Genomic DNA, 16,221 nt, shown 5'->3' with positions numbered 1-16,221 from the left:
GACAATTGTTGATTACCGGTTGATTAAGTTGACCGCTGATTCTTAAGAATGTCTTAACAAATTTTTTACTTTCGCTTTATGGAAAATATCACCGCGCCGCAAAGTTTTGGTTACAAACAAAGTAACGTAGTTAATTTAGAAAAAGGAAAATTACCTCCCCAAGCTGTTGATTTAGAAGAAGTTGTGCTTGGAGCGATGATGATCGATAAAAAAGGGGTAGACGAAATCATCGATATCCTAACCGCGGAAGCCTTCTACAAGAATTCTCATAAACTCATCTTTGAAGCTATACATAAACTGTTTGAAAACACAGAGGCGATTGACTTATTAACCGTTTCTAACCAGCTTAAGAAAGATGGGAATTTTGATAAGGCAGGAGGTGACTATTATCTCATTCAGTTGACTCAAAGAGTATCATCTTCAGCGCATATTGAGTTTCATGCGCGTATTATCCTTCAGAAATATATACAGCGAAGCCTGATTAAAATTTCGAATGAAATTATTGAGGATTCTTACGATGAATCTACAGACGTTTTCGATTTGCTGGACCAGGCTGAAGCCAAATTATACGAAGTTACACAAGGGAACATAAAGAAATCTACAGAAACTGCGCAAAGTCTGGTGATCCAGGCTAAAAACAGGATTCAGGAGATCTCAAATAAAGAAGGTCTTAGTGGTGTTCCTTCAGGATTTGAAAGATTAGACAGATTAACTTCAGGATGGCAGCCCAGTGATTTAATTATTGTAGCAGCACGTCCCGGTATGGGTAAAACAGCGCTGACTTTATCGATGGCAAGAAATATTGCAGTGGGACAAAATATGCCCGTTGCTTTTTTCTCGCTGGAGATGTCTTCAGTACAGCTTATTACCCGTTTAATTTCTTCTGAAACCGGATTGTCTTCAGAAAAATTAAGAACCGGAAACCTGGAAAAACACGAGTGGGAACAGCTAAACGTTAAAGTAAAGGATCTTGAAAAAGCGCCTTTATTTATAGATGATACCCCATCTTTGTCAATTTTCGACCTTAGGGCCAAAGCGCGTCGTCTTGCTTCACAACACGGTATTAAATTGATTGTTGTGGATTATTTGCAGTTGATGACGGCCGGAGGAAGCCAGAAAGGAGGAAACAGGGAGCAGGAAATTTCTACGATTTCACGAAACCTGAAGGCATTGGCTAAGGAACTAAGTGTTCCGGTAATTGCACTTTCGCAATTATCGCGTGCCGTGGAAACTCGTGGAGGCAGCAAAAGGCCGCTTCTTTCTGACCTTAGGGAATCTGGAGCTATCGAGCAGGATGCCGATATTGTATCTTTTATTTATCGTCCCGAATATTATAAAATTGACGAATGGGATGATGAAGAACGTACTCCTACAGATGGCCAGGCCGAATTTATTGTGGCCAAACACCGTAATGGCGGCCTCGAAAATATCAGGTTGAAATTTATTGGACATCTTGGTAAATTTGATAACTTGGAGGAGTTTGATTCTCCGTTTGAATTTCATTCGAAAATGAACAGTGGAGGGGAAGACGAGAATGATTTTGGTAGTAAAAATTTACCCAGCCCAACGGCAGACGAAGCTTTTGGCAGCTCAATGAACGATGACTTTAATGATGACGATAGCGACGTGCCTTTTTAACAGGAAAATAAAAACAGCAGAAAATAAAACCGCCGGAATTCCTTTTAAATTGAAGGGATTTCTGGCGGTTTTTTTATGGCTGATAATTGCCAATTTTCAGGGCTGGTCTTCCAATATCCTTATTCCAATGGATGCCGATGGGCAGGCAGATCACCTGAAAGCATACGGAATCACTTACTATTCCCTGGAAAAACAATTGGAAGTCCGCTGGCTTTTAAACTACCGGGGAGGTTCCTTCCTTATTTCAGATACTGAAGACCTGCGAAGGGAATGCCAGATTCGGGGAGTCTCTTTTGAAGTAATTAGTGACCAGAAAACGGAACAGATCCTGGAAGAAATTAGCAGTCCGTCCCGAAATATGGAAGCTGTAGAGCTGGAAAAAGCTCCGAAAATTGCAGTTTATACTCCGGAAGGAAACAAGCCCTGGGATGATGCGGTAACGATGGCACTTGAGTATGCTGAAATTCCTTATGAAACCATCTACGACCGGGAAGTTCTGAATGATGCGCTGGTTTTATACGACTGGCTGCATTTGCACCACGAAGATTTTACGGGACAATACGGAAAATTCTACCGCGCTTTTAGAACCACGCCCTGGTATATAGAAGATAAAAAACAAGCCGAAGCTTTGGCGGCAGAACTTGGCTACGATAAGGTTTCTGAAGAAAAACTGGCAGTGGCACTTAAGATCAGGGATTACGTGGTAGGCGGCGGCTTTATGTTCGCGATGTGCAGCGCCACAGATAGTTTTGATATCGCTTTGTCTGCCGAGGGTGTGGATATTGCAGAGCCAATGTTTGATGGTGATCCCAGCGAACCGGGATATCAGTCCAAAATCGACTATTCCAATACTTTCGCTTTTACGGATTTTATTCTTGAACGCAGCCCGATGGTCTATGAATTTTCCTCTATAGACATGACCCAAAAAAGGCAAATATCGGCCGAAAGTGATTATTTCACACTGATGGATTTTTCTGCGAAATGGGATATTGTTCCAACAATGCTGACTCAGAATCATACCAGGCTGGTTAAAGGATTTATGGGACAGACCACCAGCTATAATCCGGAAAATATAAAAGCAAATGTGCTGGTAATGGGGGAAAGTAAACTCAACGGCGAAGCACGATATATCCACGGAATAAAAGGCAAAGGATTTTTTACATTTTATGGCGGCCACGATCCCGAAGATTACACTCACCGGGTTGGAGATCCCAAAACCGAACTGGAATTGCACCCAACTTCACCCGGTTACCGACTTATTTTGAATAATGTGCTTTTTCCGGCAGCCAGGAAGAAGAAACAGAAAACCTGATCTTATGAAGATTGACGCACATCAGCATTTCTGGCATTATGATCCTGAAAAATATTCCTGGATTAATGATGAAAAAATTCAGAAGGATTTTTTACCGGAAGATTTAAAGCCGATGCTCAAAGATGCCAATTTTGAGGGTACTATTCTGGTGCAGGCGCAACAAACTGAAGAGGAAACGCAGTTTTTACTGAAATTAGCAGCTGAAAATAACCTTATTAAAGGCGTTATAGGTTGGGTAGACCTAAATTCTGAAGAAATTGAAGCTTCTTTGGCACGTTTTTCTAAAAATAAGCTGCTTAAGGGCGTGAGACATACGGTTTATGATGAAAAAGGAGAATTTATGACAGATCCTGCTTTTCAAAGCGGAGTGTCAAAATTGGCAATTTTCGGCCTTGTATATGAAATCCTTGTTTTCCCTTATCAGTTACCCGGAGCAATAGCTTTAGCTGAAAAATTCCCTGAACAGAAATTTGTACTGGACCATCTGGCAAAACCCGATGTTACAAAAGCACCGTCTACCCAATGGAAACAGGAGATTCAGAAGTTGGCAGGAAACAAGAATGTGTTTTGCAAAATCTCTGGATTACTGAGCGAAGCCGGAAAAGATTGGAACCCTTCAGACTTTTCTCCTTTTCTGGATGTGGTGGTTCACTGCTTCGGAATAGAAAGATTGATGTTTGGCTCTGACTGGCCGGTTTCTTTAAGCGGCGGGAGTTATAGCGAGAGCGTAAAGATTATAGAAGATTATTTTTCAACCAATTCAGAAGAAGATTTGAAAAAGGTGATGGGCGGTACAGCATGTGATTTTTATAATATTTCTTAATTTGATCCTACTGGATAATGCATCTTTAGGTCCCGGTAGCTCCGTGCTGTTATTCATGAATATGTTGGCAATAATATATAAATAAATTCTATGGTTTTTAAGGAACTATCTGTTAAAAATGAATCTGATAGATTTGAAGAACATCTCCTAACTGAAGAAAATGAAAGAATAATTCTATCAGGAATTTTTGGAATAGGAAAAACTTATTTTATTGAGAAGTTTTTTCAAGATAAAGAAGAGGGTTTTATATCCATAAAACTTAACCCCGTCAACTATTCTGTATCTGGAAATCAAGATATATTCGAACTGATAAAATTTGATATTGGCTTTCAACTGTTTTCCTTAAATCCTGATTTCGAAAAAGTGGAAATTGATACTTTTCTTGCAGGACAATTTTATCTAGTAGAGAATTATCGAAGTGTTATACAAACACTTGCCAAGAATCTTTCGAAATTAGACAAACGTTTAAATGCCATTGTAAATTCAACTATTAAATTAGGTGAAAAAATAGATACTTATAAGGAAGAAAGAAGTGTCGATGAAGAGAAAGAATTAAAGAATTTTTTAAAATTTTTCAAACTTAAAAAAGGAACCTACAGAGAAGAAGATAATATTTCGGAATTAATATATTATTTAGTTCAAACTTTAAAAGCTACCCATCCAGATAAAAAAATTGTTTTAACTATAGATGATCTAGACAGGATAGACCCAGAACATATTTTCAGAATATTGAATGTATTTTCCAGTCATTTTGATTTTTATGATTATGAAAACGAAAATAAATTTGGATTTGATAAAGTAGTTTTGATTTGCGATATAAATAATATTAGAGAAATTTTCCGAAGCAGATATGGTAGTGATATAGATTTTTCAGGTTACATTGATAAATTTTACTCAACAGAAATTTTTCATTATACTTTTTCATCAGTAATTGTAGAAAATTTAAATAAATTTTTTAAAAGTATAAAAACTGATCATAGTATAATTCAGGAATACTTTTCATTAGGACACGAAAATTTCTACACTAATGAATTAAAATATATTCTCCAACATTTTATAAATGCCAATTGTTTAAGTACAAGAACATTGGTTAATTTCTTAAATAAGAAATATAGATTCCCTAATTATACCCTGGAAACGGATGATAATGCTATCTACTCAACAGAAACCCCAATTTTCGGCGCTTTAGATTTATTAGAAAATTTAATGGGAGGAAAAGAAGAACTTCTTAAAGCACTGGAAAAAGCTATTGAAAAATATCCTCGTAAAGAATTGTCTCCCTATCAAAGTTTTTGGGATTCTAGAATTGGTAATCTTATTATGCTCATAGATAATGAAAGACATAATTTTCAGCTATCGGGAGAGACTAGAATTTATGAAAGCGATAAATAAAAACTTAGAGTAGCTTACAAAATTCAACCATCAAGTAGTAATTACGGAGCTTATGCAAGGGCAATTAGGATTGGTCATTTAAATGATGGTTTTACAGGAGAAGAAACATTTGATCATCACCTAAGAATTACAAAACGTAAATTACCATACTTTCAACTTTTAAGGGATGCATATTTAAGTAAATTAAGTTTTATCATTAATCTAAGATAAAGAGCTCATTAGGATTTCGGAGATTTCCAATATTGAAAGCGGTATGTTCCAGTCTTTGATCTAACATACTTGTGCAGGTTTGATTAGGAAAAAAACGCCGATCCTAATGTGCGGGATGTCGGCAGTATTTTATCAAGATACTCTGGACATTATGCACAGCTTCTGTCTTCTTCAGGGGAGGTAACTATCGATCAAATCTTCGGAGTAAACGGTGTAAGTTCTACAAATTATAGAAATCCCTTCCTAAAAAACTAAAGAGATTTTCCCTCAATATTAAACAAAAAAAAGCCACTTCCGAAGTTATTCAGAAGTGGCTTTTTCAGAAATTAAAATTACTTTTTTAGAACCAGGTAACTTTCGATTTAGAAGACACCTATAAAGTGGTTCCCAGGCTCGTTGATTAATTGTGCGCCTTTGGTCACTTCACCAGTTACACTGTTAATGATATATACATTACCATCCTGGCCTACAGGGGCGATGGTTACATAAACGTTATCCCCATCTACCACAAATCCCTGGTACTGGAAAAAGTACATATCTGGATCGTATGGCAAATCAACAACTTCTGCAGTTTGAGAACCTAAATCAACACGCGCAAGAAAACTTTGCTGGTTCCCCTCGTTAAAACCAGATGGTGCTGCACCATCGTGGGTGTACATTACGTAGGCAATATTGTTTCCAACATATCTCCAGCTTTCAATATAAGAATTTGTTACTCCCAGAGCATCATCCAGGCTAAAAACATAAGAGTTGTCGTATTCGTTATCTTCAGTAATCCTTAGGATATGAGAGCCGTTAGGATCTCTCTGCGTGGCCTGGTAAATGCTTCCGTCTTCAGCTAAAAAGCTGTTGAAGCTACGGTAACCGCTGTTATCTCCAAATCCAACAGATGAAGTTATTAGTTCAGGGTTTTCTAAAGAAGGATAATCTACAACTAAAGCTTTTGTGCCTAATCTTTCATATGGATTAGTGTCACGTTCTCCTGTTGCAGGATCTGTTTTTCCCATCCAGGTTCCTATAATTAATTTATCCTGGGCAGCATTAAGAACAGGAGTATCTAATCTAAAGATGTAGTATCCTTGTGCCTCTTCTTCTTCAGAAAGTGGTATTTCAAAAGAATTGGTATTAGAAATTAATACTTCTTCCATATCCAAAGTTACTATGGTAGCAGTACCCCTGGTATATTCGTAAGTTTCACCTTCGTTTACCAATGGGCTTGTTACACTTACAGCAACACCAGTCTGGTCACCATCAAATAATTTTACCCACCTTGGAGATGTTCCTGCATATTGTGAGATATTTACCTCTCCATCGATTTGCTCAAAATCATCTCCGCCATTTACAGCATATTTAGAAAACTGTCCTCCTATGTCACCACCATAAGCGATGTTGAACATGGTAGAACCATCCACAGAAGATTGTAGCCTGGCTGTTCTTTGGGATCTCACCTGGAAACCGTTTTCAAATACATTTATTTCGTGCTCCGGATCCTGGATATCTTCTTCGGAAACGGAATAAATCACGGTTCCACCATTTCCGTTACCCGGAGTTTCGTCCATAATAGCTCCTGCCACGGTAAACCATCTTCCGGTTTCAGGTTGTGGATCTGGACCTATGTCATCTGTTGTGTCATCTTCACTGCAACTTATTGAAAGACCACTAAGGCCAATTACAGCTGCACCAGCAAAAAATCTTAAAAATTGTTTTTTCATAGTAAATAGTTTAAAAATTATTGATTGTATAGTTGATTTTTAAGTAAAAAGCTCTTCCCGGCTTTTGCACCGCAAAGTTGTCGTACGCCTGCCGGTTAAAAATGTTTTTTGCATCAAAACTAACGGTGATGTCTTTGGAAGGGAATACATAAGTTAATCCGGCATCCTGTATGTATTGTTGCGGTATTATAAAAGCATCTATTCCAGAAAGATCACGTAAATTCCAGATACTGTAAAAAGAATCTGTATAACTGAAGTTGTAAAAAAGGTGTAATAGAGATTTTTCCTGAATTATATTTTTTAAGGTATACTGGACATTAGCATTAGCTGTTAAAAATGGCTGATTGGGAATTTGCTGATCGTAATGAACCAGAACATTGCCATTATTATCATATTTGGTATTGTATCGCATATCGAACTTTGAAAAGTTCATTAAGATGTTCAGGTTGTTGTTGTACACATAATTAAGCTCGGCATCAAACCCGGAAGATTTTGTTTTTCCCAAATTAATATTAGGTGCAGATTCTATGGCATCATTAAGGTTTGTTCGGGTTTGCCTCATGATCTTATCCTCGGTATCCCGTAAAAAGCCGTTTGCTGCAAAGGAAATTTTATGTTTTTGATAAGTGAGAAAACCTAAGTTGAATCCAACATTAAGATTGTCGCTTACCTCAGGTCTTAGCAGGGGATTGGCAATAATGTTTTCCCCCTCGTCTCCAAAAGTTTCTCTTTCTGAAGGTAATCTAACTGCTTTTTCAGCAGATGTTAAGATCCTGAGCACAGGAGTAATTGCGTAAGAGGCTGCGGCACCATAACCTGAAACATCTGTATCTTTTTCAAAATATTCTTCTATCCTAACAGATTCCCCGTTTTGAGTTACTGCTACAGGATCCATTTTATTGATTTTTTGCTGGTAATATTTTCCGAAAAGAGAAGCTTGTAATTTCTCTTCAAACAACCGCAGTTCATAAGTGAGGGAACTTATGTTTTTTTGTAAGCCGCGGGTCCCTTCAAATCTTTTTTGCAGCACGGTTTTCATTTCATCGATATCTTCTCTGTATATATCCTGAAACAAGTGGTTAAAAATAATGCGGTGGTTGTTATTCAGCGAGTAGCTTAAACCTCCCCTCATAGAAAAGATTTCCCTGTCTACAGTTTCTAACCTAAGGCGGCTATCCTGTCTTAGTATTCGCTCTCCACGTAAGTTTCTGCTAAAGGACCCATCCCAGTTGGAAATATATTTTATAGTGTCATTCAAAACCCTGTCACGGTTACTGTAGAGGGCTCTAAAATTTACATCGAGCCCTTCAATAATATTTGATTTAGTGTAATTCAAAGTCAGAATATTGGCATTTGCTTCCATGAACCGCCCTTTGTACGGGGTGGTCATAAATAATCCATGCTGTATTTCATTATAAGAATCGGAGTAATTATACCCAATACTAAAATTATCTGCCCATGCTACATCTTTATAACCGACTTCTGTAACTGCCCCAACAGACCTGTACGCGTCATTATTTCTTTTTGTTCTAATGTAATCCAGACGACCATTCGGAAGGATGTTATAAACCAGATCCCCCCAAATTTCATAATCATTATCTGAATAGTTGTAAAATCCGGAAGCCCTTACATAAAAACCGGAATTTTCAGCGCTATACATTCCATTAAAATTGGCTTGAGTTGTATTGAAGGAGCCATAAGAAAGGGATGCATTCAAGTGATTGTTTGCCTCTCTTTTAAGTACAACATTTATTGCCCCTCCCAAAGCATCATCAGATAATTCTGCGGGAATCACTCCTTTATAAACTTCAATTCTTTCGATCATGGCGGGGGAAAGGCTATTTAAGTCAAAGGAGGAGCCGTAAGTTGAACTCGGGATGCCATCAATAAAAATTTTAACGGAATTACCGGACATTCCATTTAAGTTGTAATCTACCTCAGAACCAAGGCCACCGTTCTGCCGGACTTTTATACCAACAGATCTGTTTAAGAGTTCATTTGTCTGAATGTTTCTTCGGGAAGCTTCTTCTGTTTCAATCACATTAACAGCAAATCCCTGCGTTTTTAGCTGTTCAACCTTAGAGTTTCCTTTCAAAAGAATTTCTTCCAAATTGTTTTCTGAATGTTTAAGTATTAAATCTTCATTGGCAGAAGAAGAATCTATGGTTATTGAAACAGTGGTGGTTCCTGCTTCTACTGTGCTGATAACCAAAGTATAATTTCCAAAAGGAATATTTCTGAAAGAATATTGTCCATCTAGATTGGTAATAGCATAAACATTGATCTCCTTTAAATGAAGGTGTGCATTTACCACCGGATCTTCATTTGTAAATGAAACTGTTCCTGCTAAATTACCCGATTGCGCAAATATATTTAAGCTTGTAAAGAAGCAAATTAAGAGGAGACTAGCCTTATGCATTTATTTAGATTGATTAAAAACAAGGCGAAAATAGGATATTATTTAGAACTGTTCAAAATAAAATTAAAAAAATGTGAAAAAAGTTCGAAGAGGGGATTAATCAGCTAATTAGTTATCTTTTTAATTAGCTGTAAATTTATATCTTAACAAAAAAATTGATGTAATACATGAATAAAATATATCAAAAAGAAATTGCCTTGAATGCGAAATCCCGCGGCTTTCATTTAGTAACAGATGAAGTGCTTAGTCAATTTCCGGAAATTTCTGAGATTGAAATTGGAATGTTCCAGGTTTTTATCAAACACACTTCGGCAGGTTTGACCATTAATGAAAATGCTGATCCTACTGTGCGTGAAGATTTCGAAAGCCATATTAACAAAATGGTTCCCGAAAATCAGCCGTACTACAAGCATACTTTTGAAGGCTCTGACGATATGCCGGCTCATATAAAAGCTTCTTTAATGGGAACTTCTGTCCAGATTCCAATAACCAATGGAAGACTGAATCTGGGAACCTGGCAGGGAATTTATTTGTGCGAGCATAGAAATTATGGGGGATCAAGGAAACTTGTATTAACCGCCTTTGGAACAGGTCGTAATCACTAGACACTAATACAGTGAAAACATAATGACTATAGCTTTACTGGATATTTCGTTACCATTTGAGAATCCGGTATTAAAATTCCTGATTATTCTTCTTATTATCTTGTGCACACCAATTCTGTTGAACAAGATTAAGATTCCAAATCTCTTAGGACTTATCCTGGCGGGAGCAGTTATTGGTCCCAACGGACTTAATCTGATGGAGCGCGATAGCGGAATTATTCTTTCGGGAACTGCAGGCCTGCTCTATATTATGTTCCTGGCCGGACTGGAAATAGATCTCGCCGATTTTAAGAAGAATACTAAAAAGAGCTTGGTATTTGGGATGTTTACCTTCAGTATTCCCATGATCCTCGGGATTTTTACCGGCCTCTATATTTTTGAGTTTTCGGTATTAACTTCAGTGCTTCTTGCCAGCATGTTCGCATCACATACTTTAATAGCCTACCCGCTCGTGAGTAAACTGGGCGTGGCCAGAAACCGTGCTGTGAATATTACTGTAGGAGGGACAATGATTACCGATATCCTGGCGCTCCTGGTACTTGCGGTAATTGTTGGGATGACCAAAGGAGAAGTGGGCACTGCATTTTGGTTGAAATTAAGTATTTCCGTTTTAGTTTTTAGTGCTATTGTGATGTTTTTATTTCCGATTATAGCACGATGGTTTTTTAAAACCTATGATGATTATGTATCTCAATATATCTTCGTTCTTGCTCTGGTTTTCTTCGGTGCTATTCTCGCTGAAATTGCCGGAATAGAAGCCATTATTGGTGCGTTTTTGACTGGCCTGGCTTTAAATAGGCTTATTCCACGCACGTCGCCGTTGATGAACAGGGTGGAATTTGTGGGTAATGCGATTTTTATTCCGTTCTTTCTTATCGGGATTGGGATGCTTATAGATTTCAGGGTTTTCTTCCAGGGATGGGAGGCGATATGGATAGCCGCTGTTATGACTATTGTAGCAACATCTGCAAAATTCCTGGCGGCCTGGCTAACACAGAAAATCTACAGATTTTCTGTAGATGAACGCCGACTGATCTTTGGGTTAAGCAATGCACAGGCAGCTGCAACTCTGGCAGCTGTAATGATAGGCTACAATATTATTTTAGGAACGACAGAAGGAGGGGAGCCGATAAGATTACTAAATGAGAATGTTCTTAACGGAACGATTCTAATGATCCTGGTGACTTGTACAGTAGCATCTTTTGTAGCACAAAAAGGAGCCCGGAATTTAGCTTTGTCAGAAGTAGGAATGTCAACAGGAGCAACAGTAGGGGAGAATGATAATTCGGAAAAGATCCTTATTCCGGTTAATAATACCGAAACCCTTGATGAACTCATCCATCTTGGATTAACAATAAAATCTGCAAAAAACAGCAAAGGTCTTTATGCACTCACAATTATAGATAATAATTCTGCAAATCCCGGAGTTGAAAGAAAGGCGAGGGAAGTGATGCATCGTGCGGCGGTCACAGCCTCGGCAACAGACAATTATCTGCAGGAGCTTCTCAGGTATGACCTTAGTGTAATGAATGGAATTACAGGCGCTGTTAAGGAAAACGGAATAACCGATCTTATTATTGGTCTTCATGTGAAACAGGGAATTTCCGATTCCTATCTTAGTGAACTTACCGAAAGAATTTTGACGAGATGTAATACCACAACTTTTATCTATAAGCCTGCACAGCCGTTGGCGACGATAAAGAAACATATTGTTGTGATTCCGGAGAATGCAGAAAAGGAAATCGGATTTCCGTTCTGGATAAGCAAGCTCTGGAACATTGCTGAAAATTCCGGTGCCGAATTGGTATTCTATGCTACCGCATCCTCTATAATCCTAATTAAGAAGATTCAGGTTTCACATGCTGTGGAATGTTCTTTTCATCAATATGTCGGTTGGGACAATTTCGGGGAATTATTCAAATATGTTGGAAAAAACGATAATTTAATAATTGTGCTAAGCCGCAAAAACAAGATATCATATCAGTATAACATGCTAGAAATTCCTTCTTATCTTAACAACCAGTTCAAGAATAATAGTTTTATTCTGATTTACCCGATGCAGGAGGTGTATTAAGGGAATTTTTCTATAGCGAATCTCAGCCGCGCTATGCGCTTATTCAAAATAAAAATCCGGCTCTTTGCAGAACCGGATTTTAATTATAAGAGAGTATAATCTGTTATTTAATTATTTTACTTTGTCAACGATTGCTTTAAACGCTTCCGGGTGGTTCATTGCCAAATCGGCTAATACCTTACGGTTTAGATCGATTTCACTGGCGTTTACTTTCCCCATGAATTGTGAATAAGACAATCCGTGCTGACGGGCAGCTGCGTTAATACGCATAATCCATAATGAACGGAAGTTACGCTTCTTGGTTTTACGGTCTCTGTATGCATAAAGCATAGCTTTGTCTACCGCATTTTTTGCTACTGTCCAAACGTTTTTACGACGTCCAAAGTAACCTTTTGCTTGCTTAAGAACCTTTTTTCTTCTGGCTCTCTTCGCAACTGAATTTACTGATCTTGGCATATTTTAATTGTTTTTGTAGCAGGCGGCCGGTAACCGGCACTTCTAAACTTCTGCTGTCACACTGAGCGCAGTCGAAGTGTTGCCCAACTCCAGGGTTTTTAAATTGTTTAAACCGTTAAGAGCTTCAGCTTACTTTAAACGTAATTGAAGTTTAACATTATCCTTATCTGCATCATGTACCAAAGTACTGTGAGTAAGGGCAAGCTTACGTTTTTTAGACTTCTTCGTTAGAATGTGGCTTTTAAACGCGTGCTTTCTTTTAATTTTACCGGTACCAGTAAGCTTAAAACGCTTTTTGGCACTGGATTTAGTTTTCATCTTAGGCATGCTGTCCTTCTTTTATAATTAACTCTCTTATTTCTTTTATCAAATAGCAAATTTCCTCTTTCACCTCTCCTTTGGAGAGGTCGGAATTTATTTTTTAAAATTCCGGGTGAGGATTTTATTTCGTCTTTCTTGGAGACAAAAACATAGTCATACGTTTACCCTCCAGCTTTGGCATTTGTTCAACTTTTCCAAGCTCTTCAAGGTCTGTGGCCAATCTCAATAATAAGATTTCACCTTTATCCTTAAAAACAATAGACCGACCTTTAAAGAATACAAAAGCCTTTAATTTCGCACCATCCTTCAGAAATTTCTCAGCATTACGTTTTTTAAATTCGTAATCATGGTCGTCTGTATTAGGCCCGAATCGAATTTCTTTGACTACAACTTTAGTGGCCTTTGCTTTCATGACCTTTTCTCGTTTCTTCTGTTCATAAAGAAACTTCTTGTAGTCCATCGCTTTTACAACCGGCGGTTCAGCATTTGGTGATATCTCTACCAAATCCACACCTAATTCTTCAGCGATTGCTAAGGCTTCCTTAATAGGGTAAACGTCCATTTCCACATTATCACCAACAAGCCTCACTTTTTCAGCGCGGATTTTATCGTTGATTCTGTGTTCGTCTTCCTTTCTCCTTGTACTGGGCCTTTTCGATTTTTTTCTTCGTATTGCTATGGCTAATCTATTTTTAGTTAAACTTCAAACGCCTTAAGCGTTTTTCTTATTTCGTTATTTACAATTTCAGCAAAAGCTTCTACTGGCATTGTGCCAATGTCGCCTTCCCCGTGTTTACGTACAGAAACCGTACCATCATTCGCCTCCTGTTCTCCTACGATCAGCATATATGGATATTTCCCCATTTCAGCCTCACGAATCTTCTTCCCGATGGTTTCATTTCGGTTATCCTTACGGGCGCGAATTTCGTTATTTTCCAGCAAAGTTAAAACTTTTTGGGAGTATTTTTCATATTTCTCACTGAGTGAGAGAATAATAGCCTGCTCCGGCATTAACCACAACGGAAAGTTCCCACCGGTATGTTCCAGGAGAATGGCAACAAATCGCTCCATACTTCCAAAAGGTGCTCTGTGGATCATGACAGGGCGATGACTTTCGTTGTCACTTCCCTTATATGTCAGGTCAAAACGTTCTGGCAGGTTATAATCTACCTGAATGGTGCCAAGTTGCCAGTTTCTGCCCAAGGCATCTTTTACCATAAAGTCCAGCTTGGGACCATAAAATGCAGCTTCACCCGTTTCTACCACATAATTTAAACCTTTTTCTTTTGCTGCAGAGATGATAGCATTTTCAGCTTTGTCCCAAACATCATCACTTCCAATGTACTTTTCTTTATTTTCCGGATCTCTCAAAGAAACCTGGGCAGTGAAATTTTCAAAGCCTAAAGAATCGAATACATATAAGGTAAGATCAATTACTTTTTTAAATTCTTCATCCAGTTGATCCGGAGTACAGAAAATATGCGCATCATCCTGTGTAAATCCGCGTACACGGGTTAGTCCGTGTAATTCCCCGCTTTGCTCGTAACGGTAAACAGTACCAAATTCAGCAAAACGCTTCGGTAAATCGCGGTAACTCCAGGAAGTCGCGTTGTAAATTTCACAGTGGTGAGGGCAGTTCATCGGTTTCAGCAAAAATTCTTCTCCCTCATTCGGAGTTTTTATCGGCTGGAAACTATCTTCTCCATATTTTGCGTAATGCCCGGAAGTCACATATAGTTCCTTTTGCCCGATATGCGGACTAACAACCATCTCATATCCCGCAGTTTTCTGCGCTTTTTTAAGAAAGTTCTCAAGACGTTCACGCAAAGCAGCACCTTTTGGTAACCATAAAGGAAGTCCCTGTCCCACTTTTTGAGAAAAAGTGAAAAGCTCCAGTTCCCGTCCTAATTTACGGTGATCCCTTTTCTTCGCCTCTTCCAGAAGTTCCAGATACTCTTTTAACTCCTTTTGTTTTGGGAAAGAAGTACCGTAAACCCTGGTGAGCTGAGGTTTCTTTTCATCGCCACGCCAGTATGCACCGGCGACACTCATCAGTTTTACCGCTTTAATAATTCCGGTATTGGGAATATGTCCTCCGCGACACAAATCGGTAAAAGTATCGTGATCACAAAAAGTAATCGTTCCGTCTTCAAGATTTTCAATTAATTCAACTTTAAACGGATTATCTTGTTTCTTATAATAATCAAGCGCATCAGCCTTAGAAACTTCCCGAAGCTTAAAATCATGCTTTCCGCGGGCAATCTCCAGCATCCTGTTTTCTATTTTTCCGAAGTCATTTTCCGAAAGCGTATGCTCCCCAAAATCCACATCGTAATAAAATCCGTTTTCGATAGCCGGGCCAATGGTAAGTTTAGAACCGGGATACAATTCCTCGATTGCCTGCGCCATCACGTGAGAAGTCGAGTGCCAGAAGGCCTTTTTTCCCTCATCGTCATTCCATGTATATAAGGTAAGCGCGCCGTCGGTAGTCAAAGGCGTAGAAGCTTCTACTATTTTGTCATTGAATTTCGCCGAAATCACATTTCTGGCCAATCCCGCACTAATACTGTTCGCGACATCCATTGGAGTAGCGCCCTGTTCAAATTCTTTGATACTGCCGTCTGGCAAAGTTACCTTAATCATGTCTCGTTTTTAATTAGAAGAGCAAAGATAAGCCGTTGAAGTTGGTTGCGCAATATAGAAGTTGGGGAAAATATTTATTTGGGCGTTTCCTTCGGGCTTAGGCCCTCGGCCGGGCTATCCGCTGTATCTTATAGCGCTTTTAGGAGTAGAGAAGAGGTAAGGTATATATAAGGAGACCGATAATTGCCAAATTTAGGCATAGCCTATTTTCCGCTATAAGGATGCCGCTGCTATCCCTAACGCAAATGGGGTGGTGAGTGAGTAGTGAGTAGTGAAAAGTGAAAAGTGAAAAGTGAAAAGTGAAAGTGAAAAGTTCATCTCATAACGCACTTATAGACGTCAAGTATTCCTTAGTAAGCTCATCTTGGAACAAAGACTGCCTATAATTGCCATTTTGGGAGCATGATGTTTTTTCCACGCATATAGTTCCTTCCCTTTTTTGAAGGGAAGGTGGCTTTATCAGCGGGAGCAGATAAAGCCGGAAGGGTAAAAACTACAATTTGAAGCAGGAACTTGATTTTTCAAGATTAGCTTGTGCTACATATACTATGGAGATGCCGATAATTGCCAAATATGGACTACGACTTAGGTATAAGCCCGGAGCTTATAAATTAAA

The 16,221-nt window shown here is 38.6% G+C and carries 12 protein-coding genes; 6 read left to right on the top strand and 6 right to left on the bottom strand.

All coding sequences use genetic code 11. The features are described from left to right. The first annotated feature begins 78 nt into the window (after positions 1-78). From dnaB to RM549_RS17180, 4 genes are all read left to right on the top strand, one after another. A complete protein-coding gene (gene dnaB, locus RM549_RS17195; RefSeq protein ID WP_311687070.1) occupies positions 79-1,638 on the top strand; it encodes a replicative DNA helicase in 1,560 nt (519 codons plus the stop codon). Between the two features lie 127 nt (positions 1,639-1,765). After that, complete coding sequence (locus tag RM549_RS17190; RefSeq protein WP_311687121.1) at positions 1,766-2,950, top strand: asparagine synthetase B; 1,185 nt, start codon at positions 1,766-1,768, stop codon at positions 2,948-2,950. A 4-nt stretch (positions 2,951-2,954) separates the two neighbouring features. Further along, complete coding sequence (locus tag RM549_RS17185; protein WP_311687068.1) at positions 2,955-3,773, top strand: amidohydrolase family protein; 819 nt, start codon at positions 2,955-2,957, stop codon at positions 3,771-3,773. Positions 3,774-3,863: 90 nt separating this feature from the next. Next, positions 3,864-5,165, top strand: coding sequence for a P-loop NTPase fold protein (locus RM549_RS17180; RefSeq protein ID WP_311687066.1), 1,302 nt, complete (start codon positions 3,864-3,866; stop codon positions 5,163-5,165). Between the two features lie 572 nt (positions 5,166-5,737). Here RM549_RS17180 and RM549_RS17175 read toward each other — a convergent pair. Beyond that, on the bottom strand, positions 5,738-7,087 hold the full coding sequence (locus tag RM549_RS17175; protein WP_311687064.1) for a DUF4374 domain-containing protein: 1,350 nt from the start codon (positions 7,085-7,087) through the stop codon (positions 5,738-5,740). Positions 7,088-7,097: 10 nt separating this feature from the next. Beyond that, on the bottom strand, positions 7,098-9,506 hold the full coding sequence (locus RM549_RS17170; RefSeq protein WP_311687062.1) for a TonB-dependent receptor: 2,409 nt from the start codon (positions 9,504-9,506) through the stop codon (positions 7,098-7,100). 167 nt (positions 9,507-9,673) lie between these two features. On the opposite strand from RM549_RS17170, the gene RM549_RS17165 reads away from it, so the two are divergent. Together RM549_RS17165 and RM549_RS17160 are read left to right on the top strand one after the other, a co-directional pair. Continuing rightward, a complete protein-coding gene (locus tag RM549_RS17165; RefSeq protein ID WP_311687060.1) occupies positions 9,674-10,111 on the top strand; it encodes a secondary thiamine-phosphate synthase enzyme YjbQ in 438 nt (145 codons plus the stop codon). 22 nt (positions 10,112-10,133) lie between these two features. Further along, a complete protein-coding gene (locus tag RM549_RS17160; protein ID WP_311687058.1) occupies positions 10,134-12,185 on the top strand; it encodes a cation:proton antiporter domain-containing protein in 2,052 nt (683 codons plus the stop codon). 111 nt (positions 12,186-12,296) lie between these two features. Here the strand turns inward: RM549_RS17160 and rplT are convergent, their stop codons facing one another. From rplT to thrS, 4 genes are all read right to left on the bottom strand, one after another. Next, positions 12,297-12,641 carry a 50S ribosomal protein L20 gene (rplT, locus tag RM549_RS17155; RefSeq protein WP_311687056.1) on the bottom strand — a complete coding sequence of 115 codons (345 nt, stop codon included), beginning with the start codon at positions 12,639-12,641 and terminating at the stop codon, positions 12,297-12,299. 129 nt (positions 12,642-12,770) lie between these two features. Further along, positions 12,771-12,968 carry a 50S ribosomal protein L35 gene (rpmI, locus tag RM549_RS17150; RefSeq protein WP_011708523.1) on the bottom strand — a complete coding sequence of 66 codons (198 nt, stop codon included), beginning with the start codon at positions 12,966-12,968 and terminating at the stop codon, positions 12,771-12,773. 115 nt (positions 12,969-13,083) lie between these two features. After that, on the bottom strand, positions 13,084-13,635 hold the full coding sequence (infC, locus tag RM549_RS17145) for a translation initiation factor IF-3 (protein ID WP_311484962.1): 552 nt from the start codon (positions 13,633-13,635) through the stop codon (positions 13,084-13,086). Positions 13,636-13,658: 23 nt separating this feature from the next. After that, complete coding sequence (thrS, locus tag RM549_RS17140; protein ID WP_311687050.1) at positions 13,659-15,605, bottom strand: threonine--tRNA ligase; 1,947 nt, start codon at positions 15,603-15,605, stop codon at positions 13,659-13,661. Between the last annotated feature and the right edge of the window lie 616 nt (positions 15,606-16,221).

The sequence above is a fragment of the Autumnicola patrickiae genome, assembly GCF_031846525.1.
Lineage (GTDB): Bacteria > Bacteroidota > Bacteroidia > Flavobacteriales > Flavobacteriaceae > Autumnicola > Autumnicola patrickiae.
This window is presented reverse-complemented; position numbering and strand designations above follow the sequence as displayed.

Coding starts and splice junctions, on each gene's coding strand:
- RM549_RS17180 (WP_311687066.1), top strand. CDS start 3,864: ATGGTTTTTAAGGAACTATCTGTTAAAAATGAATCTGATAGATTTGAA.
- RM549_RS17175 (WP_311687064.1), bottom strand. CDS start 7,087: ATGAAAAAACAATTTTTAAGATTTTTTGCTGGTGCAGCTGTAATTGGC.
- rpmI (WP_011708523.1), bottom strand. CDS start 12,968: ATGCCTAAGATGAAAACTAAATCCAGTGCCAAAAAGCGTTTTAAGCTT.
- RM549_RS17190 (WP_311687121.1), top strand. CDS start 1,766: ATGGATGCCGATGGGCAGGCAGATCACCTGAAAGCATACGGAATCACT.
- RM549_RS17170 (WP_311687062.1), bottom strand. CDS start 9,506: ATGCATAAGGCTAGTCTCCTCTTAATTTGCTTCTTTACAAGCTTAAAT.
- dnaB (WP_311687070.1), top strand. CDS start 79: ATGGAAAATATCACCGCGCCGCAAAGTTTTGGTTACAAACAAAGTAAC.
- RM549_RS17165 (WP_311687060.1), top strand. CDS start 9,674: ATGAATAAAATATATCAAAAAGAAATTGCCTTGAATGCGAAATCCCGC.
- rplT (WP_311687056.1), bottom strand. CDS start 12,641: ATGCCAAGATCAGTAAATTCAGTTGCGAAGAGAGCCAGAAGAAAAAAG.
- thrS (WP_311687050.1), bottom strand. CDS start 15,605: ATGATTAAGGTAACTTTGCCAGACGGCAGTATCAAAGAATTTGAACAG.
- RM549_RS17160 (WP_311687058.1), top strand. CDS start 10,134: ATGACTATAGCTTTACTGGATATTTCGTTACCATTTGAGAATCCGGTA.
- RM549_RS17185 (WP_311687068.1), top strand. CDS start 2,955: ATGAAGATTGACGCACATCAGCATTTCTGGCATTATGATCCTGAAAAA.